The sequence below is a fragment of the Arthrobacter sp. Y3223166 genome (assembly GCF_059090935.1).
The window spans coordinates 195,678-217,334 of sequence record NZ_JBNHGE010000003.1; the positions used below are offsets into that span (position 1 = coordinate 195,678).

Genomic DNA, 21,657 nt, shown 5'->3' on the forward strand with positions numbered 1-21,657 from the left:
TCTAGCCTAACTAAGATTCGATGATTTCGCCGGTCGCCATATTTACCGCCGGCGCGGGCTCCTCCGCGGCACCGGCAGCCAGCTGGCGCTTCAAGGAAGCCGCCAGCGCCGGGCCGATGCCCGGAACCTGCTGCAGCTCTTCGGCGCTGGCCGCCTTGAGTTTCTTGGCCGAGCCGAAATGTTTCAGCAGCGCCTTGCGTTTCGCCGGCCCGAGGCCCTGGATGCCGTCCAGCACCGAGACGGTCATGGCCTTGCCGCGCTTCTGCCGGTGGTAGGCAATCGCGAAACGGTGGGCCTCGTCGCGGATCCGCTGCAGCAGGAACAGGCCCTCGGACGAACGCGGCAGGATCACGGGGAAATCGTCGTCGGGCAGCCAAACTTCCTCCAGCCGCTTGGCCAGGCCGACCACGAACACGTCGGTGATACCCAGGTCCGACAGCGCGCGGGAAGCGGCGGCCACCTGGGGCGGCCCGCCGTCCACCACCACCAGGTTGGGCGGATAGGCGAACTTGGTTTTGGGCGCCGGCGTGAGCGTCTCTTCAAGCACGACGGCGGTGTCCGCGCCGTCCCCGGCAGGGGTTTCGCCTGCATCGGCGGCCGCCGGGATGCCCTGGTGGCCTTGTTCCGCCAGATAGTTCCGGAAGCGCCGGCTGATCACGTCATACATCGCCGAGGTGTCGTCCCGGGCGGCCTCGCCGGTGATCGCGAAGCGGCGGTAGTCGGACTTCTTGGGCAGCCCGTCTTCCACCACCACCATGGAGGCCACCACGTTGGTGCCCTGCACGTGTGAGATGTCGTAGCATTCGATCCGCAGCAGCGCCACGGGCAGATCCAGTGCCTCCTGCAACTGCTGGAGGCCGGCCGAGCGCGTGGTAATGTCGCCGGCGCGCCGGCTCTTGTGCAGGGCCAGGGCCTGCTCGGCGTTCTCCCTCACGGTGGCCAGCAGGGCAGCCTTGTCACCGCGTTTCGGCACGTGGATCTGCACCCTGCTGCCGCGGAGTGCGCTGAGCCAGGCCTGCAGTTCGGCGGCATTCTCCGGTTCCTGCGGCAGCATGACCTGGCGCGGGATCCGGTCCGGCCCGTCGGCGTCCCCGTAAACCTGCTGCAACAGGTGTTCGGCCAGGTCGGCGTCGCTCTGGTCCTCGACCTTTTCCACCACCCAGCCGCGCTGGCCGCGGATCCTGCCGCCGCGGACGTGGAACACCTGGACGGCCGCCTCCAGTTCGTCCTGGGCCAGGGCGAACACGTCGGCGTCGGTGTCTTCAGTGAGCACCACGGCATTGCGTTCGAAGACCCGGCGCAGCGCGGCGATGTCGTCCCGGTGACGCGCCGCCGTCTCGTAGTCGAGTTCGGCCACCGCCGCGGCCATCTTCTTTTCGAGGTCCCGGATAAACCGGTCGGCTTCCCCGCCCATGAACGCGCAAAACTCGGCGGCCAGGGCCTTGTGGTCCTCGGGCGAAATCCGTCCCACACAAGGCGCCGAGCACTTGTCGATGTAGCCCAGCAGGCACGGCCGGCCGGTGCGCTGGGCCCGGTTGAAGACGCCGGTGCTGCAGGTGCGGACCGGGAAAACCCGCAGCAGGGTGTCCACGGTCTCGCGGATCGCTTTGGCCGGGTAGTACGGACCGAAGTACTTCACGCCCTTGCGCCGCTCGCCGCGCATCACCTGCACGCGCGGGAACTTCTCCCCCATGGTCACGGCCAGGTAGGGATAGGACTTGTCGTCCCGGAACATGATGTTGAAGCGCGGTGTGAACTCTTTGATCCACGTGTACTCGAGCTGGATGGCCTCCAGTTCGCTGCCCACGATCGTCCACTCCACCGAAGCCGCCGTGTGCACCATCGCATGGGTCTTGGGCGGCAGGTTCTTGGGGCTGGCGAAGTAACTGTTGAGCCGGGACCGCAGGTTCTTCGCCTTGCCGACGTAGATCACCCGCCGGTGCTCGTCCCGGAAGCGGTAGACGCCGGGATTGGTCGGGATCTCCCCCGTCCGCGGACGGTAGGAAGCAGGATTAGCCATGGCCGGTCACTCCCTTCCTCGCCTGGGCCCTGGGTGCCGTCCGGCCGGTCAAGCCGACGGCGTCTTGTTGTAGCTGTTCGAGCGTTCCTGGCCGGTCAGGTCGGCGATCGCGTCCATGATCTGGTCGGTGGCCGACCGGCGCGCCGGCAACGAGTGCTCCGGCCCGGTCCGCTTGAAGTACAGCGGCTTGCCGATCCGGACCGTGAAATGGCTCGGCCGGATCATCATCCTCCCGGCGGGCTGCAGCTGTTCGGTGCCGATCAGCCCGACCGGCAGCACCGGCGCCCCGGTCGTGAGGGCCAGCCACCCCACGCCGGTGCGGCCCCGGTAGAGCTTGCCGTCACGGGACCGTGTTCCTTCAGGATAAATCCCGAAAGCCTCGTTGCGGTCCAGTACGTCCAGGGCACTCTGCAGCGCGGCCACGCTGGCGGCCTGTTCGCCCCGCTCCACCGGTATCGAGCCGACGCTGTGAAAAAACCACCGCATCGCAGCACCCTTGGGACCGCGGGTGGTGAAGTATTCGGCTTTGGCGAAAAAGGCCACCTTCCGCGGCATCATCGCCTGGATGATGACGCTGTCGAGGAAGGACAGGTGGTTCGGTGCCACAATCACCGGGCCGGTCGCGGGAAAGTTCGCGATGCCTTCAATCGTCGGCCGGCAGCTGAGCCGCAACCCGGCCCGGAACGAGGCGCGGGTCGCTTCGAACGTCCTCATGCGGCCGGTCCGGGGCGTCCGGCCAGGGCGCCCTCGGGCTCGGCGGCGGTCAGCCGCCCAATAGCGGCCTCAAGTTCTTCGGCGGTATCCACGACGACGACGGCGCCGGCGGCTTCCAGCTCCCCGGGGGCTGCGAAGCCCCAGCCGACCCCGACGGCGGGGATGCCGAGCCGGAGCGCAGCGGCCGCGTCGTAGAGCCGGTCGCCCACCATGACCACCGGGCCGCACGCGTCGCTGAAAGCGTCCAGCGCGGCCTGCAGGATCGGCACCTTGCCCAGCCCGGGTTCCGCCGGGGCGGGATCGTCACCCTCGGCTCCGTAAATTCCCGCAAAGTACTGCTCCAGGCCCTGCAGCCGCAGCAGCTCCCGCGCCAACCCGGTCGGCTTCTGCGTGGCGACGGCGAGGATAGCGCCGGTGGAGAGGAGCCGCTCCAGCAGGCCGGTAATGCCCGGGTACACGCGGCTGGCCGCCATGCCGGACCGGCGGTAACCCGCCCTGTACAAGGCGATCACCTCGCCGAGCCGGTGCTCCGGGACGCCGGCGCCGCGCAGAGATTCACCCAGCGGCGGCCCGACCAGGGATCCGAGTTCTTCCTGCGGCGGGACCGGCAGGCCGGCCGCCGCGAGGGCGCCGGCTATTCCGGTGGTGATGGCACCTGCGGGGTCAACCAGGGTTCCGTCGAGGTCGAAAAGTACCAGCGCAGGCAATTGAGTCACCCGGGCATTTTCCCACAGATCCGCGGATCCGCCGGAATCCATTCCTGCTCGGGAATACCTTCTTCCCTCCGGCAGGCTCACTGCTGGCCGAGCGCCTCCGCCAGGAAGCGCCCGGTGTGGCTGCCCTCGACTGCCGCCACCTGCTCGGGAGTGCCGCTGGCGATGATCTGGCCGCCGCCGGAACCGCCCTCGGGCCCCATGTCCACAACCCAGTCGGCGCTCTTGATCACGTCGAGGTTGTGCTCGATGGTGATCACCGTGTTGCCCTTGTCCACCAGCCCCTGCAGCACCTGCAGGAGCTTGCGGATGTCTTCAAAGTGCAGGCCGGTGGTCGGCTCATCCAGCACGTAGATGCTTCGCCCGTTCGAGCGGCGCTGCAGTTCGCTGGCGAGCTTGACGCGCTGGGCCTCCCCGCCCGACAGCGTGGTGGCGGGCTGTCCGAGCCGGACGTACCCCAGCCCGACGTCCACCAGGGTCCGCAAGTGGCGGGCGATCGGGGTGAACGCGGCAAAGAATTCCGCTGCTTCCTCGATCGGCATGTCCAGGACTTCGGCAATCGTCTTGCCCTTGTAGTGGACTTCCAGCGTCTCGCGGTTGTACCGCGCGCCGTGGCAGACCTCGCACGGAACGTAGACGTCGGGCAGGAAGTTCATCTCGATCTTCAGCGTGCCGTCGCCGGAGCAGGCCTCGCAGCGCCCGCCCTTGACGTTAAACGAGAACCGGCCGGGCAGGTAGCCCCGGAGCTTCGCCTCGTTGGTCTCGGCGAACAGTTTGCGGATGTTGTCGAAGACACCGGTGTAGGTGGCGGGGTTGGAGCGTGGCGTGCGGCCGATCGGGCTCTGGTCGACGTGGATGACCTTGTCCAGCTGGTCCACGCCTTCCACCCTGGTGTGCCGGCCGGCAACATGCTTGGCTCCGTTGAGCTTGTTCGCCAGCACCTTGTAGAGGATGTCGTTGACCAGGGTCGATTTTCCGGAGCCGCTGACGCCGGTGACCGCGGTGAAGATTCCCAGCGGGAACGAGGCATCGATGCCGCGGAGATTGTTTTCCCGGGCACCCACCACCTTGATCTGGCGCTTCTTGTCCATCTTCCGGCGCTTGGCCGGCAGTTCGATGCGGCGCCGGCCGGACAGGTAGTCACCGGTGATGGAACGCGTGTTGTCCAGCAGTTCCTGAAGCGAGCCGGAGTGCACCACTTCGCCGCCGTGCTCGCCGGCGCCGGGTCCGATGTCCACTATCCAGTCGGCCTCGGCGATGGTGTCCTCGTCGTGTTCCACCACTATCAGGGTGTTGCCGAGGTCGCGCAGCCGTGTGAGGGTCTCGATCAAGCGGCGGTTGTCCCGCTGGTGCAGGCCGATGGAGGGCTCGTCGAGCACGTAGAGCACGCCGACCAGGCCGGAGCCGATCTGCGTGGCAAGCCGGATGCGCTGGGCCTCCCCTCCGGACAACGTGCCGGCGGCGCGCTCCAAATTCAGGTATTCCAAACCCACGTCCAGGAGGAACCGCAGCCGCGCCTGGATCTCGATGAGTACCTGGTGGGCGATCTGGGTTTCGCGGGCCGAGAGCTCCAGGCCCGCGAGGAACGAACTCGCCTCGCGCAGCGGCAGGGCAGACACATCCGCGATGGACTTGCCGTTGATCAGCACGGACAGCGACGCGGGGTTCAGCCGCGCGCCGTTGCATTCCGGGCACGGGACCTCGCGCATGTACTCCTTGTAACGGTCCCTCGCCCACTCGGACTCGGTTTCCTCGTGCTTTCGGTGGATGTACTGGAACGCGCCCTCGAATCCGGTGCTGTATTTCCGTTCCCGGCCGAAGCGGTTGCGGTACTGCACCACGACCTTGAAGTCCTTGCCGTGCAGTACGGCCTCCCGGACCTTCTTCGGCAGGTTCTTCCATGGCTCGTCCATGGAGAACCCCAGCTCATGCGAGAGCCCTTCGAGCAACCGCGTCCAGTACTCCTGCGTGGCTTTGCCCAAGGACCACGGGGCAATGGCGCCCTCGGACAGGCTCCGGTCGGGATCCGGGACCACCAGGTCCACATCTACTTCAAGCTTGCTGCCGATACCGGTACAGGCCGGACAGGCGCCGAACGGGTTGTTGAACGAGAACGAGCGCGGCTCGATCTCGTCGATGGCGAGCGGGTGTTCGTTCGGGCAGGCCAGGTGCTCGGAGAAGCTACGCGTACGGCCCGGGTCGTCCTCGTCTATGTCGACGAAATCGGCCAGCACGCGGCCCTCCGCGAGGGCCAAGGCGGTTTCCACCGAGTCGGTCAGGCGCTGGTGGATGCCTTCCTTGGCCACCAGCCGGTCCACCACCACCTCAATGGTGTGCTTGTACTGCTTCCCCAGCTTCGGCGGTTCGCTTAGCTGCACCGGCTTGCCGTCCACCTTCGCGCGGGAAAAGCCCTTGGTGCTCAGTTCCTTGAACAGGTCGACGAACTCGCCCTTGCGCCCGCGCACTACAGGGGCCAGGATCTGGAACCGGGTCCCTTCGGGAAGCTCTTGCAGCTGGTCCACGATTTGCTGCGGGGTCTGCTTCTCCACCGGTTCACCGCACTGGGGGCAAAAGGGGCGGCCGACGCGGGCCCACAGCAGGCGCAGGTAGTCGTAGATCTCGGTGATTGTTCCCACGGTGGAGCGCGGGTTGCGGCTGGTCGATTTCTGGTCGATCGAGACCGCCGGCGACAGGCCCTCGATGAAGTCCACATCCGGCTTGTCCACCTGCCCCAAGAACATCCGCGCATAGGAAGAGAGCGATTCCACGTACCGGCGCTGGCCCTCGGCGAAGATCGTATCGAAGGCCAACGACGACTTGCCCGAGCCGGACAGGCCCGTGAAGACGATCATGGCGTCGCGGGGCAGGTCCACGCTGACGTTCTGCAGATTATGCTCGCGGGCGCCCTTGACGACCAGCCGGGACATGTCCGCGGAGCGGGAAACGGGGGTGGCAGACTCGGAATCGGTCGCCGGGACGGACGTTTCGCTTGCTTTTAGCACGGTATCTACTCTAATCGAAAATTCGTTCGAACTTGTATTACATCGGTCACGGCGGACGGCACCTGCGGACAGAGAGCGTCCGCAATTGCGGGCTCCCCTGGCCGGCAGACGACGGCTGATGCCGCCTACTTGATGCCGTGGCGCTCCAGCGCGGCCTTGGCGGCGGCGAGTGCTTCCTTGCCGCCGATCCCTTGACCGTGAACGGCGCGGGCGAATGCTTCGGCGGCATCGCCCAGCTGTTGGCGGGCCTTGCCGGCTCCGGCGCTGACCACGGTGCCGGCCCGGCCGTGGGTTTCCACCCGCCCGGCAGTTTCAAGCTCCCGGTAGGCGCGTGCCACGGTATTCGGGACCACACCCAGATGATCGGCCAACCGCCTGACGGGCGGCAGCTTCGTGCCCACCGGAAGTTCGCCGGCATCGGCCGCTTCGATGATCCGCAGCCTCAACTGCTCGAAGAGCGGCACGGCGCTGTCGCGGTTCATCCGCCAGTCAAACTCGCTCGCTTCCATCGTCTGCGCCCGCTCCTCGTCGTGTCCCCAGCATCGCGCTGCCTGTCCGCTGCTACAACCAGAATGACATCCTGAGCCGTCCGGGTCGACTGTCGGTAGGCTGGGAAGCATGTTGCTTCACGAAGATCCTGCAGTCACCATCCGCGGTATTTCCGTTTCCGAGATGGACAACAACGTCTATCTGCTGACGGCCAAGGCTTCCGGCACCCAGGTGTTGATCGACGCCGCCGATGACTTTCCGGCCATCCAGCAACTGCTGCGCGAGGGCGCCGCGGATGCCGGGCGGCCGGCCGAGGTTGCCCTGATCGTGACCACGCACAGCCACTGGGACCATGTCCGGGCCCTGCCGGAGGCGGTGGCCGCTACCGGCGCCAAAACGGCGGCCGGGGTGGAGGATATTCCGCAGATCGAGGTGCGGACCGATGTTGCGCTCGAGCATCAGGACGTCGGCCGCTTCGACGGATTCTCGTTGGAAGCCATCAAGCTGCGCGGGCACACGCCGGGTTCCGTGGCGCTGCTCTACCGCGCACCCGAGGGTCCGCCGCACCTGTTCACCGGAGATTCCCTGTTTCCGGGCGGGCTGGGCAACACGCAGCAGGACCCGGAACGGTTTTCAACCCTCTTCAACGATGTGGCCGAACGGGTGTTCAACTACCTGCCCGACGACACGGTGGTCCATCCGGGCCATGGCGCCGGCACCACGCTCGGGGCAGAACGGCCTCATCTGGACGAGTGGAAATCGCGCGGCTGGTAGGGCGCATTCAACCCCGACAGACGTGGACGTTGGGGGGAATCCCGCCTGCCGGGGCTCTCTAATTCTAGCGCCGCGGGCTGCTTTCGCTCCCTTGCCACCCGAGGAAGGATGGCAGGCTGCCCCTGTCAGGCCAGGAAGGACGGCAGGCTGCGTTCCGCCGCGGAGTACGTGGCGGCGTCCGGGATCTGTCCCGCCATAAAGCGGTCCACGAGCCGCGGATCCACGTACGACTTGCGGGCGACGGCGGGCGTATTGCCCAGCCGCTCCGAGACGGCGTGCATGGCTGCGACCACGGCCTTGCGCCGTCCGGTGAGATTCGGCTTGCCGGTGTAGCCGGCCAGTGCCACGGCGGCCGTTACCGTTCCCTGCCACGTCCGGAAATCCTTGGCACTGAACTCCGGCCCGCAGAGTTCGTGGATAAACTCGTTCAACTCCGACGCGCCCAGCCCCGACCAGTCTCCGGTGCCGTTGCGGTAACCGATGGCCGGATCGTCGGCCTTCAGGGTCCGCACCGCCGCCAGCTGGACGGCGATATCCGGATCCTTCAGTTCCACGTCCCACTGCAGTCCGCTCTTCCCGGGAAAATGCAGCCGGACGGTATCTTCCCGCACCTGCACGTGGCGAACCAACAACGTCGTAACCCCGTAGGATCCGTTATCTTCGGCGTAGACTTCCGAACCGATCCGCAACGACGCGCTGTCCAGCAGGCGGAAGGCAACGGCACAGGCCACCGGGCGGGTTCGTTCGCCGGACCTCAGCAGCCTCGTCACCTTGCGGCGCGCGGTGGTCAGGGTGGCTCCGAACGCCAGGGAGCGGTCGAACTTTTCCCGATCCCTGAGTTCCCGCCAACGGGCATGGTAGATGTATTGCCGCCGCCCGGCGTCGTCGGTTCCCGCGGCCTGGATATGCCCGTTGGGTGCCGGGCAGATCCACACATCCGACCACGCCGGCGGGACCGCCAACGCCTTGATCCTTCGGAGCTCGTCCCCGGCAGGCCTCGAACCGTCGGGGTTGCGGTAGGAAAACCCCGTCCCGTGGCGCCGGCGGGTGATGCCGGGTGCACGGACGTTGCTGCGCCTTAGCCTCAGACGGGCACCTCCATCTTGAATCCGCAGCTGCAGCGAAGGATTTCGACGTCGACCCGCACGGTCGGGAGCGGCCCGGTTTCCGGGGAGCCTGCATCCACGGGATCTACGATGGAGTGGTCGATGCGTTCCACCGGCTGCATGGGCTCCCCGCAGTGCATGTAGCCCTCGGCGCCGAAATCGATTCCGACGCTCTCGGATTCCGTGGCCGGCACCTTGAAGGTTTCGTGCCCGTAGTACGCGTCGCAGCGGCTGCACCAGTAGCTGACGTCCCATCGCGGCAGTGCGGGTGCCCCGGCCTGCGGCGGCAGCAGCGTTACGGCATCGAAGACCAGGTACTCGTCGGTGCTGCAGGCAGAGCACGAGGGATCGGGCAACGCGCTTCCCGGTTCCCGGTCCTGGCCGGCATGGGCACTTGAACTGTCATTGGCAATCATGATCGTCTGCCCTTCCAATCTGCAATCCAACTAATGATAAGTATACTGTTTGTAACCCATCATACTGAGGTTGGAAAAGCAGCATAAGCGCCGCGGCGGCGCCCCCGGAAGGGTGTACGGCCACCGCGGCACGGGCCGCTTGGATCAGCCGCCAGGGAAGCAGCCCCGGGCGGGGCTAACTGGTGCCGTCATACAGCGAGTCCGGCGGTTCGCCCCCGGGTTTGCCGTACAGGCCACGGACCCGCCGCTTGCTGGCCTGCAGCGCGTCCCTGCTGTCGCGCCGGTCCAGTTCGACCCGCAGCTCCTCCAAGCGGAACTCGGTCTCGGGGTCGGCCGCGCCGAACTGGATGCTTTCCCGCTCGAGCTGGCGCATGGCCCTGCCGTACAGTGCCAGCAGTTCGGGGTCGCCGAGGGGAGCCAGATCCATGGGAAATTCGTCGGCGGGTGACAGATGGCGGTGCCGCATCAGTTCCGCCCCAAACCGAGGAAACCCCCTGCATACCGACCGGCATCGGACCTGTCCATGCGCAGCCTCCAGATAGCCCGGGAGCCGATTCGGCTCCAACTGCTGCGAGCTTACAAGCGCTTCCCCCCTCCGGCAACGAATGACTGTATTATCGCGCCGGCGCGGTTAATTTTACGCCTTGGTCTTGACAGGCGGCAGCCCGGGATGCCGTGGGCATCCCGGGCACCCGTCCGCCGGGGCGGCGGGATGATTATTCGTCGTAGCGTTCTTCCCGGATGGTTCCGAACGGGACCTCCTCGGTCGCCATGGCTTGCACTTCGTTGGGGAGGAAGCGGACCAGCACGCCGCGATCGCCTTCGGCGGCCGATTGCTTCAGCACCGGCAGGATCGCGTCGGCCTGGGTCGGCTCATATCCGGCCAGGTACTTGGCATACGCCTCCGGCAACTGCTCCGACATCATGGCCGCCGGGATCAGTAGGAGATGAACTCGACCAGTTCACCCACCCGGTCCTCCGGATAGTTGCGGGCGACGTCGGCCTGGCTGAGTATTCCGACCAGGTCGTGTCCATCGATGACCGGCAGCCGGCGCACCTGATGGTCCTGCATGGTTCTGATGGCCTCTTCGATGCTGTCGTCCGCGCCGATGGTCACCGGCTTGCCTTGGCCCAGTTCGCCCGCTTTCACCTCGCGCGGGTCCCGCCCGTCGGCCAGGCACTTGATCACAATGTCGCGGTCCGTGACCATGCCCTTGAGCCTGTTGTCCTCACCGCAGATGGGCAACGACCCCACGTCGAGGTCGCGCATTTTTTGCGCGGCCAGCTCCAGCGTCTCGTTCTCGCCAATGCATTCAACACCACCGGTCATGATTTCCCTTGCGGTTGTCACGGATATCAGTCCCTTCAGGTAGTTCGAGCCGCTTCGCGCACCGTCCGGCCAGCGGGGACGAGCACGCCAAGCTGATTTATAAGGTTACTTACAATTACCATAGGGCGCGGGGGAATTGAAGGGCGGCCGGCGCCTCCCCCGCCGCTGACGTCGGATTTGCGCCCATCCCCTTGGCCGCCGGCCAGCGCTTTAAGCCACGGAGCCCCCGTGAACCAGCGGCTCACGGGGGCTCTGTGACAAAGGAACCGGATCAGCGCCTGGCGCCGCCTTCGGTGTCGTCGGCAACACGGTCGGCGTCCTCGTTCAGGTGGGCCTTGGCGTCGGCGATCTTGTCCTTGGCCTCGCCCTCGACCTGCTGGCCCTTGCCCTTCAGCTGCTGGGACTTGTCATCCCTCGCCTCGCCGACGGCTTCGTTGACCTTGCCGGTCACCTTGTCCTTCGCAGCATCGAACTTGTCGCCCATACCCATATCAGCACCTCTTTCGGTTCAGGTTTTCCTACAGGTTCAGCCAGAGTATCGCGCCGCGGGCCAAGTAGAAAGCTTGCTGACCTTCGGGCCGGTTCGCCCGGGGCTGCCCTTTCGCGCTTCCGGATCCTCACGGGAGGGCAGGCCGCTACCCGGCTGTACGACCCGATGCGCGACAGCGTAGGGTGGCATCACGATCAGCATACTGACCATACCGGCCGGTCCCCGGCCACGCCTTCCACTCCAGTGGGGCACCAAAGGTGCCGGCGGAGCCTTCGCAGCGGCCGTTAGAAGGGAGCCAGACATGACAGATCAGTACACCTTCCAGAATCCGGTAGACCGTTTTCCCAGCATCTCGCCGCCCAAACAGAGCCAGCCGGAGCCCGGGCTGGACAAAGAGCTGGAGCCCGAGACCGACCGCGGCGAAGAGTCGTACCGCGGCACCGGCAGGCTGACCGGCCGCAAGGCCCTGATCACGGGAGCGGACTCCGGCATCGGCGCCGCCGTCGCCATCGGGTTCGCCCGCGAGGGAGCCGACGTCGCCCTCTCCTACCTTCCGGCGGAGGAATCCGATGCCCGGCACGTCGCTTCGGTCATCGAGCAGGATGGCCGGACGGCGGTGCTCCTTCCGGGCGATATTTCCGATGCCGAGGCGTCCCGCGAGCTGGTCGCAAAGGCGGTGGAACAGTTGGGCGGGCTGGACATCCTGGTCAACAACGCAGGGCGCCAAATCGCCGTCGAGAAGATCGAAGACATCAGCGACGAACAGTTCGAGGACACGTTCCGCACGAATGTTTTTGCCATGTTTTGGATCACCAAGGCGGCCGTGCCGCACATGCCGCCGGGCTCGACGATCATCAACACGACCTCGGTCCAGGCCTACAATCCCTCGCCGGTCCTGCTGGACTATGCCTCCACCAAGGCGGCCATCAACAACTTCACCAAGGGTCTTGCGCAGCAGTTGGCAAGCCGCGGCATCCGGGTCAACGCCGTGGCCCCCGGCCCCTTCTGGACCCCGTTGCAGGTCAGCGCGGGACAGCCGAAGGAAAAGCTGCCGGAGTTTGGCAAGAACGTTCCCCTCGGCCGCGCCGGGCAGCCCACAGAACTGGCGCCGGCCTACGTCTATCTGGCCTCGCCGGAGTCGAGCTACGTTTCCGGCGAGACGCTGAACGTCAACGGCGGAACGCCCACGCCGTAGAAGCGAAACGCCCGGCCTTCGAGGACCGCCCCTGCGCCGCCCACCGGGCCGCGGGGCGGTCGTCCGGAGGAAAGCGGAGAACAGAAGACTCAGCCGAGCTTGCGTCCCACCGCGAAGATCCGGCGGAATCCGAACACGGTTCCGTGTTCGCCGGCCGGGTAGGCGTCGCGCAACAGCGTGGCGTACGCGGATTCGAACTTGGCCGCTTCTGCCGCCGGCAGGGCGGCCAGGACGGGGCGCAAACCGGTGCCCCTGACCCACTCCAGCACCGGGTCCGGCCCATGGAGCAACTGCTGGTAGGTCGTTTCCCAGACGTCGGCGTCACAGCCTTCGTCCCGTAGCAGCATGAGGTAGTCCTCGGGTTCGGAGACTGCGTCCTCGTGGCGAAGCACCCCGTCCAGCCGGCGATGCCACCGCGGCGAGCCGGCGAGCGCCCGCATGAGCGCGTGCGACGGCGCGGCGAAGTTGCCGGGTACCTGCACGGCGAGCCAACTGCCGGGCTTCATGGCGCGCAGCCAGGAACGCATGAGGTCCTGGTGCCCGGGCACCCACTGCAGCGCTGCGTTGGACACCAGCACGTCCAGCTCCGCCGGAGGGGTCCAGGTCCGGATATCCCCTGCCACGAATGCCAACCTGGCCGAGGTGTGCCGCTGCTGTGCCTGCCGGATCATCTCGGGCGAGGAATCCACTCCGGTGACGCTGGCGGCGGGCCAGCGGTCGGCGAGCGCCGCCGTCAGGCCGCCCGGGCCGCAGCCCAGATCCACCACCACTGCGGGGTCGTCGGCGGCGATCCTTCCGGTCAGGTCAAAAAACGGCCGGTCGCGGTAGCCGGCGAATTCCACATACTTCTGCGGGTCCCAGTGCATGGGCAGTACGTTACGCCACGCCCCCGCCGGGGCACGCACCGCCGGGTGCCCGCATGGCGGGGCACAACCACCGCATAAGCTGGAAACAACATGAATCTTCTCCAGCTCCTGCCGGGCACCGGCACTGCCTCAGATCCCGACGACGTGTACACCTGGTTCACCGAGTGGGTCGAATCCCGTGGAATGTCGCTCTACCCTGCCCAGGACGAAGCCGTCATGGAGTTGGTCACCGGCAACAACGTCATCCTGGCTACCCCCACCGGGTCGGGGAAGTCGTTGGTCGCGATCGCGGCCCACTTCCACGCCATGTCCGCCGGGACCGTCAGCTATTACACGGCACCTATCAAGGCGCTCGTGTCGGAAAAGTTCTTCGCCCTGTGCGACATCTTCGGCCCGGAGAACGTCGGCATGGTCACCGGCGACTCGTCGGTCAACCAGGACGCCCCGATTATCTGCTGCACCGCCGAGATACTGGCCAACATCGCGTTGCGCGAGGGCTCCGCCGCGGACCTTGGCACGGTGGTCATGGACGAGTTCCACTACTACTCCGACCCGCAGCGCGGCTGGGCCTGGCAGGTGCCGCTGCTGGAACTGCCGCAGGCGCAGTTCCTGCTGATGTCCGCGACGCTGGGCGACGTGACCCGGTTCGAGAAGGAACTCACCGACCTCACCGGCAGGGCGACGGTCACCGTCAGTTCGGCCGAACGCCCCATTCCGCTGCATTACTACTATGTGCAGACCAGCGTGCAGGAGTCGCTGGAGGAACTGCTCTCCACCAAGCAGGTACCCGTCTACGTGGTGCACTTCAGCCAGTTGGAAGCCATCGAGCGCGCACAGAACCTCATGAGCATCAACGTCTGCACCCGGGAGGAGAAGGACCGCATCGCGGAACTGATCTCCGGTTTCCGGTTCGCGGCCGGATTCGGCAAGACCCTCAACCGCCTGGTCCGGCACGGCATTGGCGTCCATCACGCGGGCATGCTGCCCAAGTACCGGCGGCTCGTGGAGCAGTTGGCGCAGGCCGGGCTGCTGAAGGTCATCTGCGGCACCGACACCTTGGGGGTGGGCATCAACGTGCCCATCCGCACCGTGCTGCTGACCGCCTTGAGCAAGTACGACGGCGTGCGCACCCGCCTGCTCAACGCGCGCGAATTCCATCAGATCGCCGGGCGCGCGGGCCGGGCCGGCTATGACACGGCGGGCACCGTCGTCGTGCAGGCCCCGGAACACGTGGTGGAGAACACCAAGGCGATGGCCAAGGCGGTAGCCAAGTTTGGCGATGACCAGAAAAAACTTCGCCAAGTGGTGAAGAAGAAGCCGCCGACCGGCTTCGTGAGCTGGGGCGAACCGACCTTCCACAAGCTGGTGGAGAGCGACCCCGAACCGCTGACGTCCAGCTTTACCATCAGCCACGCGATGCTGCTGAACATTCTCGAGCGCCCCGGGGACCCGTTCGCCGCCGCCAAACGGTTGCTGACGCGCAACCACGAAACTCGCGCATCCCAGCTGAAGCTGATCAAGAAGGCACTGGGCATTTACCGGGAGCTGGTGGTTTCCGGCCTGGTGGAACGCCTGGACGCTCCGGACGAGAACGGGCACCTCGTCCGACTGAAGGTGGAGCTGCAGCCGAATTTCGCGCTGAACCAACCCCTTTCCCCGTTCGCCGTGGCCAGTCTGGACCTGCTGGACCCCGAAGACGGCGGCTATGCCCTGGACGTGGTCTCCATCATCGAGGCCACGCTGGAGAAGCCCCGCCAGATCCTGTCCGCGCAGGAGAAGAAGGCACGCGGCGAAGCAGTGGCTGCGATGAAGGCCGACGGCATCGAATACGACCAGCGGATGGCCCTGCTGGACGAGGTCACCTACCCGCAGCCGCTGGCCGAGCTGCTCGAGGCCGCCTTCGAGACCTACCGCCACGGTGCGCCCTGGCTGGGCGATTTTGAACTTGCGCCGAAGTCGGTCATCCGTGACATGTACGAACGGGCGATGAATTTCGGCGAGTTCGTGCAGTTCTACGGGCTGGCCCGCAGCGAGGGCATAGTGCTCCGCTACCTGACCGACGGCTACAAGGCACTGCGGCAGACCGTGCCGGCCGAGGCCCTGCGCGAGGACCTGGCCGACATCATCGCCTGGCTGGGCGAGCTGGTGCGGCAGGTCGACTCCAGCCTGCTGGACGAGTGGGAAGAACTCGCCGCGGGCAAGGGCGCCGCAGATCTGGCGGCCGAGCACGCCGCCGAGTCGGTGTTCACGCAGGAGCCGCCGAAACTGACGGATAACATCCGGGCCTTCCGCGTGATGGTGCGCAACGAGTTGTTCCGCCGGGTGGAACTGTTCGCCGAGGAGCAGGAAGAGGACCTCGGTGCCCTGGATGCCGATGCGGGCTGGGACGCCGACCGCTGGGCGGACGCCATGGACGCCTACTACGAGGAGTACGACGACCTCGGCATCGGGCCGGATGCGCGCGGACCGGCGCTGCTGATCATCGAGGAGCAGCCGGCCGTCTGGAAGGTACGGCAGATCTTTGATGACCCGGCCGGCAACCGGGACTGGGGCATCAGCGCCGAGGTGGACCTTGCCGCCAGCAACGAGACGGGAGCGGCCGCGATCCGGATTCTCGACGTCGGACCGGCCGGCGGCTGAGGCCGGCGGGTCGGCCCGATGCGAGGGCCGGCGGGGCGCACGACTGCTGCCCGGGCCGGCCGGCGGCTTCCGCTTGCAGGCGGTTGGCAGCGACCCTAGGGTGGTAAGCACACTTACCTTCCGCGGGCCGCGGTCCGCGCTCCCCCGGGCGGCGCGACAGGGGGACAAGCGTGAAAGCACTGACCTGGCAAGGCAAACGGAAGCTGAGCGTCGAGCAGGTTCCGGACCCGGTGCTGCGGGAACCCACGGACGCCATCATCAGGGTCACCTCCACCGCCATCTGCGGATCCGATCTGCACCTCTACGAGCTGTTTGGCCCGTTCCTGTCGCCCGGCGACGTCCTGGGCCATGAACCCATCGGGATCGTCGAGGAGACCGGAAGTGCCGTGCCGGGCCTCAAGCCCGGCGACCGGGTGGTGGTTCCCTTCAACATCGCGTGCGGGCGCTGCCACATGTGCAGCCGGGGGTTCCAGTCGCAGTGCGAAACCACGCAGGTCAAGGACAAGGGTTCAGGCGCCGCATTGTTCGGCTACACCGAGCTCTACGGCTCCGTTCCGGGCGGGCAGGCCGAGTTCCTGCGCGTCCCGCACGCGGACTACGGCCCCATCAAGATCGAGGACAGCCAGGCGCCGGACGAGCAATACCTGTTCCTCTCCGACATCCTCCCGACCGCGTGGCAGGCGGTGGCCTACGCCCAGGTTCCCGACGGCGGCACGCTGGCGGTTTTCGGGCTCGGGCCGGTCGGTCAGTTCGCCGCCCGCATCGGCCGCCACCTGGGCCACCGCGTGATCGGGATCGACCTTGTTCCGGAGCGGCTGGAGATGGCCCGCAGGCACGGCGTCGAGACCCTGGTGTGGGGACCCAAGATTGCCGACGAGCTGCGCGACGCGACCCGGGGCCGCGGTCCGGAGTCGGTAGTCGACGCCGTCGGCATGGAGGCGCACGGCGCGACGGCGGCGGCCACCGCGCAATTCGCCGTCGGACTCCTCCCCGACCCCGTGGCCAGGAAGCTGATGTCAACGGCGGGCCTGGACCGCCTCTCCGTCCTGCACGCCGCGATCGACGCCGTGGCCCGCGGCGGCACCATCTCGCTGTCCGGCGTCTACGCCGGCCAGGCCGACCCCATGCCGATGCTGACGCTCTTCGACAAGCAGGTCACGCTGCGGATGGGCCAGTGCAACGTCCGGCGCTGGATCGACGATGTGCTGCCGCTGGCGGCTGATCCGGCGGATCCGCTCGGCGTCGGCGACCTGGTCACGCACACGGCCCCGCTGGACCAGGCCCCGGAGATGTACGAGAAATTCCAGAAGAAGGACGACGGCTGCATCAAGGTGGTGCTCAAGCCGTAGCGCCCGCTCCGGGACGCTAGGCTTTTGTCATGTCTGTGATCCGCCCGGCCGACGAAGCCGATGTCCCCGTTATCCTCGACCTGATCTGCGACCTGGCCGTGTACGAGAAGGAACCGTACGCGGTCAAAACCACGCCCGAACAGCTTAAGGACGCCCTGTTTTCCGCCCGGCCGTCGGTCTTCGCGCACGTCGCGGAAGACGACGGCGGTGTGCAGGGTTTCGCGCTCTGGTTCCGGAACTTTTCCACGTGGGAGGGTGTGCACGGCATCTATTTGGAGGACCTGTATGTACGGCCCGAGGCTCGCGGACGAGGTTACGGCAAGGCCCTGCTGCAGACGTTGGCCAGCCACGCGGTGGCTTCCGGGTACGCCCGGGTGGAGTGGTCGGTACTGAACTGGAACCGCCCGTCCATCGACTTCTACCGCAGCCTCGGCGCCCGGCCGCAGGAGGAATGGTCGACGTTCCGGCTGGCCGGCGACGCCCTCGCCTCGTTCGGCTCGGGCGCCGGCCGGGTGCACCCGTGACCGGACACCGGGTGACCGGAACGCACCGCATCCGCGGCATGCGGACGGCCGGGTATTTCTTTGACGTGCCGCTCGACCATGCGGATCCGGACGGCGAAACCCTCGAGATCTTCGCCCGCGAGTATTCATCCCTGGAACACGACGACGGCGCCGCGGCGCGTCTGCCGTGGCTGCTGTTCCTGCAGGGCGGGCCCGGCGGCCGAGGCAACCGGGTGACGTCGTTGTCCGGCTGGATGAAGGAGGCGGCCAAGACCTTCCGCATCCTCATGCTGGACCAGCGCGGCACCGGCCTCTCCTCCCCCGTGAACCGGCAGACGCTGCCGTTGCGCGGCGACGCGGCGGCGCAGGCGGCCTTCCTGGCCCATTTCCGTGCGGACTCGATCGTGCGAGACGCCGACCTGATCCGGCAGGAACTCGGCAGCGGACCGTGGAGCATCTTCGGGCAGAGCTACGGCGGCTTCTGTGCGCTGACCTACCTCTCCCTCGCACCCGAGGGGCTGCGGGAAGTGTTGATCACCGGCGGCCTGGCCCCGCTGGCGGGAGGAGCCGAGCAGGTCTACCGGGCCACGTTTCCCCGGGTGGAAGCACGCAACCGGGAATACTTCGCCCGCTACCCGGAAGACCGGGCCCGGGTCACCGCCGTCGCACGACACCTGGAATCGGTGCCCGAATACCTGCCGTCCGGCGAGCGACTGACCACCGGCCGGTTTCAGATGGCCGGGTCGTTTTTGGGCGGCAACACCCGGATCGACGCCCTGCACTACCTGCTGGAGGACGCCTTCGTCCCGACGCCGTCCGGCCGGCGGCTCTCGGATACCTTCCTGGAGCAGGTCTCCGCGCTGGCGGGCCGTGCTTCCAACCCCCTATATGCCCTGATGCACGAATCCATCTATGCCCAGGGCGAAGCGACCGGGTGGGCGGCGTGGCGCGTGCTCCGGGAGTTCCCGCAGTTCGCCCCGGAGGCGGACGAGCCGCTGCTCACCGGCGAGATGGTCTATCCCTGGTACTTCGAGCAGGACCCGGCCCTGGTGCCGCTGCGGGAGGTGGCCGAGCTGCTGGCGGCGAAGTCGGACTGGCCGGCGCTCTACGACGCCGACCGGCTGGCCGGGAACGACGTCCCCGCCGCCGCGGCCGTCTATCGCGACGACATCTACGTGGAGCGCGGCCTGTCCCTGGAAACGGCCGCGCGGGTGAAGGGGCTGCAGGTCTGGGAAACCGGTGAGTTCCATCACGACGGCATTGCGGACGACGGCGAGGCCGTCTTCCGGCGCCTGCTCGCCATGGTCCGGGGCTGACTGCCGTCCCTCACGGCCCGGCAAACGTGCCCGAATGCGCTTTTACCCCGTGGCTCACGATGGGCTCCTGTCGCCGGCACCCACGCCTGCCGGGATGCCCCGGCTGCGGGCGGCGAAAGCCATCGCCAGCAAGACGCAGGCAACGACGGCGGCCGCCGCGTTCAGGCCGCCGAACCCCAGGGCGGCCAGCAGCGGGCCGGACAGGGCTGCCCCCATGGCCCCGGCGGCGCCCATCAGCGTGTCGGACAGGCCTTGGGCCGGCACGCGGCCGGACTCCGGCACCGACTCGGCCAACAGCGTGGAGCCGGCAATCACCGAGGCCGACCACCCCAGGCCCAGCAACACCAGACCGGCACCCACCAGCCACGTGTCCTGCTGTCCGAACCCGGCCAGCGCCGTCGCGGCCAGGAGGACCAGTTGCCCGGCCGCGATGGTGCGGGTTCGTCCCAGCCGGTCGGTCAGCCAGCCCATCAGCGGCGAGAGTGCGTACATGCCGGCCAGGTGCAGCGAGATCGTGAAGCCGATGATGGCGAACGTGTCTGTCTGGCTGTGCTGGTGCCCGCCGGCATGGTCCAGCGCCTGCAGGTGCACGGGCGTCATGGACATCACCGCTACCATCACCAGCTGGGCGCCCACCACGGACGCCAATCCGAGCGCGGCCATGGGGTGGTGCCGGATCGCCGCCACGCCCGTCCGCAGGGTTCCGCGGCGGTTGACCGGCAGGGCTTCCCGGCCGCCGCGGGCGCGCGCATAGCCCAACGGGTCCGGCCGCAGGCCCACCAGCAGCAGCACGGCGCCGATGGCCATGCCCGCCATCGAGAACAGGAATGGTCCGGAGGATTCGGGCAACCCGAGCGCAGCGCCCAATTCGGCGCCCGGGCGGATCAGGTTGGGGCCGGCCACGGCACCGACCGTGATGGACCAGACCACGAAGGCCAGGTCCCGGCCGCGATGCTGTGGCACGGCCAGGTCCACCGCCGCGAAACGGGCCTGCAGGTTGGCTGCGTTGCCGACCCCCAAGAGGGCGGAGCCGGCCAGCAGCACCGCAAAGGATCCGGTGACCGGGGCCAGCGCCATCAACGCCGAACCCAGCAGGGCCAGCAGCAGACCGGTGACCAGCGCCCGCCGGCGTCCGGAACGGGCGGCGACACCGGCCAACGGCAGCGCCGCCAGCGCGCCCGCCAGTGCTATCGCCATCGTGGACGTTCCCGCCAGGGCCTCGCTGCCGGTGAGCTCCACGGCCAGCAGCGAGCCGATGGCCAGCCCGGCGCCGTGGCCCAAGCCGCTGAACAGCTGGGCCAGGGACAGGGAAACAACGACGCGGCGCTGAACGGCCCTCGTGCGAGGGTCTGCGTTCAGCGCCGCGTCTGGTTGCTGGGTCACACGCCGATCCTAGTCGACCTGCAACCGGTTAAACCGCCGTTACTCGGTGTCGGACTTGGCGCGCTCGGCCTCCGACTGGACGCGCTCAGCGTTGGACCGGGCCGGCTCGGCGTCGGCCCGGGCGGCCTCGCTGTCGGCCCTTGCGCGCTCGGCGTCCTTCGCCAGCCGCGCATCGATGGCTGCCTGACGGCCGGCCGGGCTGAGCAGGCTGGCCACCGTGGCGACCACCAGGGTGCCGATGATCACTCCGAGCGACAGCTGGGTGCTGATCTCCGGGACCCACTCGACGTGCTGGCCGCCGTTGATGAACGGCAACTCGTTCTCGTGCAGCGCGTGGAAGATCAGCTTCACGCCGATGAAGGCCAGGATGACCGACAGCCCGTGCTTGAGGTAGACCAGGCGGTCCATCAGGCCGCCCAACAGGAAGTACAGCTGGCGCAGGCCCATCAGCGCGAAGATGTTCGCCGTGAAGACGATGAACGCGCTCTGGGTGAGGCCGAAGATCGCCGGGATGGAGTCAACCGCGAACAACAGGTCGGTCATGCCGATGGTAATGAAGACCATGACCATGGGGGTGAACAGGCGCTTGCCGTCGACCGTGGTGCGCAGCTTGTTGCCGTCGTAGTGCTCGCTGACCGGCAACTTCTTGGTCAGCCGGGAAATCAGCCCGGACTCGGAGCCCTCTTCCTCGTCCTCGCCCGAGTCTGTTGCCTGCTTCCAGGCGGTCCAGAGCAGGAACGCCCCGAAGATGTAGAAGACCCAGCTGAACTGGGCGATCAGCGTCGCGCCCAGCAAGATGAAGATGCCCCGCAGGATCAGCGCGATGATGATGCCGAACATCAGCACTTCCTGCTGGTACTTCCTCGGCACGGAGAACCTGGCCATGATGATGATGAAGACAAACAGGTTGTCCACGCTGAGGCTGTATTCGGTGATCCAGCCAGCCACGAATTCCTGGCCATAGTCGGGGCCGGCCTGCCAGAACAGCATGCCCGCGAAGATCAGCGCCAGGGTGACGTAGAAACCGACCCAGAGGCCGGCTTCCTTCATGGACGGCTCGTGCGGCCGCTTGACCACGTACAGCAGGTCGAACAGCAGGATGGCGCCCAGGACCACGAAGGACGTGATCTCAAAGGACAGCGATAATTGGTCCGACACGGAACCTTGCCTTTCACAGAAGATGCCGCGCGGGTGCTGTGCGCGGGTGCGAGTGTTCGCCGCAAGTCTCTCCGCCTGCCGCTCTGCGGCCAGGCCACTGCGCCCGGCGGGGCGTCGATGCCCCGCGTGTTGACGTCCACAGTGTTCGGGATACTCCCCTACGCTCGGTCAAGTGTAGCGCAGGAGCGCCCGA

Annotated in this window: 20 protein-coding genes; 6 read left to right on the forward strand and 14 right to left on the reverse strand. The window is 67.3% G+C overall.

Features of this window, described 5'->3' with window-relative positions:
- Window positions 1–10: 10 nt before the first annotated feature.
- The 5 genes from uvrC to AC5RUH_RS03590 all read right to left on the reverse strand — a co-directional run bounded on the left by uvrC (window position 11) and on the right by AC5RUH_RS03590 (window position 6,958).
- Window positions 11–2,020 carry an excinuclease ABC subunit UvrC gene (gene uvrC / locus AC5RUH_RS03570; RefSeq protein ID WP_493999635.1) on the reverse strand — a complete coding sequence of 670 codons (2,010 nt, stop codon included), beginning with the start codon at window positions 2,018–2,020 and terminating at the stop codon, window positions 11–13.
- A 48-nt stretch (window positions 2,021–2,068) separates the two neighbouring features.
- On the reverse strand, window positions 2,069–2,734 hold the full coding sequence (locus AC5RUH_RS03575) for a lysophospholipid acyltransferase family protein (protein WP_493999634.1): 666 nt from the start codon (window positions 2,732–2,734) through the stop codon (window positions 2,069–2,071).
- Window positions 2,731–3,450, reverse strand: coding sequence for an HAD hydrolase-like protein (locus AC5RUH_RS03580; RefSeq protein WP_494023142.1), 720 nt, complete (start codon window positions 3,448–3,450; stop codon window positions 2,731–2,733). Before AC5RUH_RS03580 ends, AC5RUH_RS03575 begins: the two co-directional genes overlap by 4 nt.
- A 77-nt stretch (window positions 3,451–3,527) precedes the next feature.
- The gene (gene uvrA, locus AC5RUH_RS03585) at window positions 3,528–6,374 is read right to left on the reverse strand and encodes an excinuclease ABC subunit UvrA (RefSeq protein WP_494023311.1); all 2,847 of its coding nucleotides are present in this window, start codon (window positions 6,372–6,374) and stop codon (window positions 3,528–3,530) included.
- A gap of 200 nt (window positions 6,375–6,574) precedes the next feature.
- Window positions 6,575–6,958: a GntR family transcriptional regulator gene (locus AC5RUH_RS03590; protein ID WP_493978542.1), complete on the reverse strand. Its 384-nt coding sequence runs from the start codon at window positions 6,956–6,958 to the stop codon at window positions 6,575–6,577.
- 109 nt (window positions 6,959–7,067) lie between these two features.
- Between AC5RUH_RS03590 and AC5RUH_RS03595 the strand changes: the two genes are divergently transcribed.
- On the forward strand, window positions 7,068–7,712 hold the full coding sequence (locus AC5RUH_RS03595; protein WP_493999632.1) for an MBL fold metallo-hydrolase: 645 nt from the start codon (window positions 7,068–7,070) through the stop codon (window positions 7,710–7,712).
- Between the two features lie 125 nt (window positions 7,713–7,837).
- Here AC5RUH_RS03595 and AC5RUH_RS03600 read toward each other — a convergent pair whose 3' ends face one another.
- The 6 genes from AC5RUH_RS03600 to AC5RUH_RS03625 all read right to left on the reverse strand — a co-directional run bounded on the left by AC5RUH_RS03600 (window position 7,838) and on the right by AC5RUH_RS03625 (window position 11,054).
- The gene (locus AC5RUH_RS03600) at window positions 7,838–8,833 is read right to left on the reverse strand and encodes a DNA topoisomerase IB (protein WP_494127915.1); all 996 of its coding nucleotides are present in this window, start codon (window positions 8,831–8,833) and stop codon (window positions 7,838–7,840) included.
- Window positions 8,797–9,252 (reverse strand): hypothetical protein, encoded by a 456-nt coding sequence (locus AC5RUH_RS03605; protein ID WP_494109216.1) that lies wholly within the window; start codon window positions 9,250–9,252, stop codon window positions 8,797–8,799. The genes AC5RUH_RS03600 and AC5RUH_RS03605 overlap by 37 nt, the downstream gene beginning before the upstream one ends.
- A 157-nt stretch (window positions 9,253–9,409) precedes the next feature.
- Window positions 9,410–9,661: a hypothetical protein gene (locus AC5RUH_RS03610; protein ID WP_493999630.1), complete on the reverse strand. Its 252-nt coding sequence runs from the start codon at window positions 9,659–9,661 to the stop codon at window positions 9,410–9,412.
- 289 nt (window positions 9,662–9,950) lie between these two features.
- The gene (locus tag AC5RUH_RS03615) at window positions 9,951–10,160 is read right to left on the reverse strand and encodes a hypothetical protein (protein ID WP_494127901.1); all 210 of its coding nucleotides are present in this window, start codon (window positions 10,158–10,160) and stop codon (window positions 9,951–9,953) included.
- An 11-nt stretch (window positions 10,161–10,171) separates the two neighbouring features.
- A complete protein-coding gene (locus AC5RUH_RS03620) occupies window positions 10,172–10,585 on the reverse strand; it encodes a CBS domain-containing protein (protein ID WP_494013916.1) in 414 nt (137 codons plus the stop codon).
- Window positions 10,586–10,835: 250 nt separating this feature from the next.
- Window positions 10,836–11,054, reverse strand: coding sequence for a CsbD family protein (locus tag AC5RUH_RS03625; protein WP_493999627.1), 219 nt, complete (start codon window positions 11,052–11,054; stop codon window positions 10,836–10,838).
- A gap of 301 nt (window positions 11,055–11,355) precedes the next feature.
- Here AC5RUH_RS03625 and AC5RUH_RS03630 point away from each other — a divergent pair, with 301 nt between their 5' ends.
- Window positions 11,356–12,249 (forward strand): glucose 1-dehydrogenase, encoded by an 894-nt coding sequence (locus tag AC5RUH_RS03630; RefSeq protein ID WP_494127902.1) that lies wholly within the window; start codon window positions 11,356–11,358, stop codon window positions 12,247–12,249.
- Window positions 12,250–12,338: 89 nt separating this feature from the next.
- On the opposite strand, the gene AC5RUH_RS03635 is transcribed toward AC5RUH_RS03630, so the two are convergent.
- Window positions 12,339–13,115, reverse strand: a complete 777-nt coding sequence (locus AC5RUH_RS03635; RefSeq protein ID WP_494127903.1) for a trans-aconitate 2-methyltransferase — start codon at window positions 13,113–13,115, stop codon at window positions 12,339–12,341.
- A 90-nt stretch (window positions 13,116–13,205) separates the two neighbouring features.
- Between AC5RUH_RS03635 and AC5RUH_RS03640 the strand changes: the two genes are divergently transcribed.
- The 4 genes from AC5RUH_RS03640 to AC5RUH_RS03655 all read left to right on the forward strand — a co-directional run bounded on the left by AC5RUH_RS03640 (window position 13,206) and on the right by AC5RUH_RS03655 (window position 18,923).
- A complete protein-coding gene (locus tag AC5RUH_RS03640) occupies window positions 13,206–15,755 on the forward strand; it encodes a DEAD/DEAH box helicase (protein WP_494013913.1) in 2,550 nt (849 codons plus the stop codon).
- Window positions 15,756–15,925: 170 nt separating this feature from the next.
- Window positions 15,926–17,104 carry a zinc-dependent alcohol dehydrogenase gene (locus AC5RUH_RS03645; protein WP_494013912.1) on the forward strand — a complete coding sequence of 393 codons (1,179 nt, stop codon included), beginning with the start codon at window positions 15,926–15,928 and terminating at the stop codon, window positions 17,102–17,104.
- Window positions 17,105–17,133: 29 nt separating this feature from the next.
- Window positions 17,134–17,628, forward strand: a complete 495-nt coding sequence (locus tag AC5RUH_RS03650) for a GNAT family N-acetyltransferase (RefSeq protein ID WP_494127904.1) — start codon at window positions 17,134–17,136, stop codon at window positions 17,626–17,628.
- Between the two features lie 38 nt (window positions 17,629–17,666).
- Window positions 17,667–18,923 (forward strand): alpha/beta fold hydrolase, encoded by a 1,257-nt coding sequence (locus AC5RUH_RS03655; protein ID WP_494127916.1) that lies wholly within the window; start codon window positions 17,667–17,669, stop codon window positions 18,921–18,923.
- A 54-nt stretch (window positions 18,924–18,977) separates the two neighbouring features.
- On the opposite strand, the gene AC5RUH_RS03660 is transcribed toward AC5RUH_RS03655, so the two are convergent.
- Both AC5RUH_RS03660 and AC5RUH_RS03665 read right to left on the reverse strand, forming a co-directional pair.
- Window positions 18,978–20,306, reverse strand: coding sequence for an MFS transporter (locus AC5RUH_RS03660; RefSeq protein WP_494127905.1), 1,329 nt, complete (start codon window positions 20,304–20,306; stop codon window positions 18,978–18,980).
- 39 nt (window positions 20,307–20,345) lie between these two features.
- Window positions 20,346–21,464, reverse strand: coding sequence for a TerC family protein (locus AC5RUH_RS03665; protein ID WP_494013909.1), 1,119 nt, complete (start codon window positions 21,462–21,464; stop codon window positions 20,346–20,348).
- Window positions 21,465–21,657 lie beyond the last annotated feature (193 nt).

What these genes read in the sequence shown, in the direction of transcription:
- uvrA (WP_494023311.1), bottom strand. Translation starts at nt 6,374, where the DNA reads ATGTCCCGGCTGGTCGTCAAGGGCGCCCGCGAGCATAATCTGCAGAAC.
- AC5RUH_RS03615 (WP_494127901.1), bottom strand. Translation starts at nt 10,160, where the DNA reads ATGATGTCGGAGCAGTTGCCGGAGGCGTATGCCAAGTACCTGGCCGGA.
- AC5RUH_RS03630 (WP_494127902.1), top strand. Translation starts at nt 11,356, where the DNA reads ATGACAGATCAGTACACCTTCCAGAATCCGGTAGACCGTTTTCCCAGC.
- AC5RUH_RS03575 (WP_493999634.1), bottom strand. Translation starts at nt 2,734, where the DNA reads ATGAGGACGTTCGAAGCGACCCGCGCCTCGTTCCGGGCCGGGTTGCGG.
- AC5RUH_RS03590 (WP_493978542.1), bottom strand. Translation starts at nt 6,958, where the DNA reads ATGGAAGCGAGCGAGTTTGACTGGCGGATGAACCGCGACAGCGCCGTG.
- AC5RUH_RS03650 (WP_494127904.1), top strand. Translation starts at nt 17,134, where the DNA reads ATGTCTGTGATCCGCCCGGCCGACGAAGCCGATGTCCCCGTTATCCTC.
- AC5RUH_RS03610 (WP_493999630.1), bottom strand. Translation starts at nt 9,661, where the DNA reads ATGGATCTGGCTCCCCTCGGCGACCCCGAACTGCTGGCACTGTACGGC.
- uvrC (WP_493999635.1), bottom strand. Translation starts at nt 2,020, where the DNA reads ATGGCTAATCCTGCTTCCTACCGTCCGCGGACGGGGGAGATCCCGACC.
- AC5RUH_RS03640 (WP_494013913.1), top strand. Translation starts at nt 13,206, where the DNA reads ATGAATCTTCTCCAGCTCCTGCCGGGCACCGGCACTGCCTCAGATCCC.
- AC5RUH_RS03635 (WP_494127903.1), bottom strand. Translation starts at nt 13,115, where the DNA reads ATGCACTGGGACCCGCAGAAGTATGTGGAATTCGCCGGCTACCGCGAC.
- AC5RUH_RS03595 (WP_493999632.1), top strand. Translation starts at nt 7,068, where the DNA reads ATGTTGCTTCACGAAGATCCTGCAGTCACCATCCGCGGTATTTCCGTT.
- AC5RUH_RS03625 (WP_493999627.1), bottom strand. Translation starts at nt 11,054, where the DNA reads ATGGGTATGGGCGACAAGTTCGATGCTGCGAAGGACAAGGTGACCGGC.
- AC5RUH_RS03655 (WP_494127916.1), top strand. Translation starts at nt 17,667, where the DNA reads ATGCGGACGGCCGGGTATTTCTTTGACGTGCCGCTCGACCATGCGGAT.